The organism is uncultured Campylobacter sp. (assembly GCF_938030815.1).
GTDB lineage: Bacteria > Campylobacterota > Campylobacteria > Campylobacterales > Campylobacteraceae > Campylobacter_B.
Genome location: NZ_CALHII010000202.1, coordinates 1 through 1,927 on the forward strand (window position 1 = coordinate 1; position 1,927 = coordinate 1,927).

Genomic DNA, 1,927 nt, shown 5'->3' on the forward strand with positions numbered 1-1,927 from the left:
GCTGGGACTTTAAGACAAAATCTAAGAAAAGGATTTGGTTAGTGCGCGGTTTTAAAGCCGCGAAATTCCGGCTATATCGCAGAGTGGCAGAATTTTGGTTGTATCGGCGCTGCGAAATTTCAATCGATTGAAATTGTATGGTATGAAATTTAAAACTCTAGGAATTGAAAAGCCTGTGCGATAAAAATACGCTGTGAGTGCAAGATGACGGAGCTACTGACGCTGCTCGTCATTATTGGCTATAAAACAAGAAGCTCGACGGCAGAATTTCGCGATGTGGATTTGTGAAGCCTGGGAGTTCTAAGGCGTTAAATTTCAGGCTGCAAAATTCAAAGTCGAGAAAAATCTGCCTGCTAAATTTCGATTAATTCAGTTTGTAAAATTACGCGCATAAGACGTCTTAGTAAAATATGGAATTCCGTGCTTAAAATTCCACGCCGCGACATAAAAAGGAATTTTAATCGTGGCAAACAAGCGCGACATATCGACTCAGCCATGAAATTCCGCATTAAAATTTTACGTCGAAACCGCAGACGAAATTCCGCACAATTCTATTGAAATTCTATGAAATTTTACCGAAAATGAAATTCTTTAAATTTCGTAACGGAGCGAATTTTAAAATTCCGCTCCGCTACTCAAGAATTCCGCAGCGTACTATCTTATATAAAACTCCGCTAGCGCGTTTTTAGACGTAACATTTTCACCCACAGATTCTTCTTTGCCGTCCGCCATTAGCTTAAATTCAGGCGCCAAATCTACGCTTTTATCATTATTGACGACGAAATTAAGCTCTATAGTTGCACTAGACGGCGCTTTTTTATTAGATGCACCATAACTAGCTTTTAATTGCTCTGGCGTCAATTGCGAATGATACACCGCATTTTTCAAGAAATCTAAAACGCCCGGTAGATATGTCTTATCTTTTTTAGGGTCTTGGTCTTTTAGAATTTCATCCTCTAGCGACTTATCGCAATCGATCAATCCCTTCTGATCTTCGTATTCTATCTTACCTTTTGCTTTTATAGTCTCTTGGAATTTCGTGTCGTTTAGTTTGCAAAGCTTGTTAGCTAGCTGAAGCAAGCTATTCCTATCATAAGCTTTACCCCTATAAAACTCCATAGTACTATCCATATTGCTATTTAAAGCATCTTTATTATATTTCTCAAGACGTTCTTTGGTCGCTTTCTCGAGTTCGGCATTTATTGCCTCCACATCTATGTCGCACACCATCGTGACGGATTTTAACCCACCGCGATCAGCCTTCGACCACGTGATATTTTTACATCTTTTCGACCCCTCGATCGCCGTGCCTATACTCATAGATTTAAAATCGGGCAAAGTATAGTTTTTGACGAGTTCTATCTCGTCCTCACCGCATCCTGCTAACACCAAAGCCGCCGCTACGGCACCCATCATATATCTGAGCTTCATACTTACTCCTTAAGATTAAAGTAAGGAATACTAGCCCCCCGCTTAAAATTTGATTAAATTTGAGGTAAATTTTGAGATTAATTGTTAAGCATTAGCGGAATATTTTAAAATCTCACTAAATTTATCGGCAACAAAATTTTATGTGATAAAATAGGCTAAATTTTATTTTCCAGTATGATACAAAAAATTACAAGCAGAAAGAAATTTTTAAATTTTATAGCTTTGAAATTTGGGCTAAAGCATTAATGATAATTTCGATTTGATCCGCGGAGTAGATGCTCCGCGGCAAATTTAAAGGAGGGCTATTTAAAAGATGGGGCGATCTGCGCTACCCACGCCTCGATGCGGCTCTCGGTGAGGTCGCTTTGATTGTCATTATCTAGCGCGAGGCCAACGAATTTGCCGTCCACTACGGCCTTGCTCTCGTCGAATTCATATCCGTCGGTAGGCACTGCACCTACGATATTTGCACCCGCTTTTTTGAAGTTATCGTATA

General features: G+C 39.6%; 1 protein-coding gene and 1 pseudogene. Both read right to left on the reverse strand.

The window, feature by feature from the left end; all coding sequences use genetic code 11:
• Nucleotides 1–654 precede the first annotated feature (654 nt).
• On the reverse strand, nt 655–1,431 hold the full coding sequence (locus tag Q0277_RS07690; RefSeq protein ID WP_297997003.1) for a hypothetical protein: 777 nt from the start codon (nt 1,429–1,431) through the stop codon (nt 655–657).
• Nucleotides 1,432–1,733: 302 nt separating this feature from the next.
• Nucleotides 1,734–1,927 (reverse strand): annotated as a pseudogene (locus Q0277_RS07695) (flavodoxin); the annotation flags it as partial.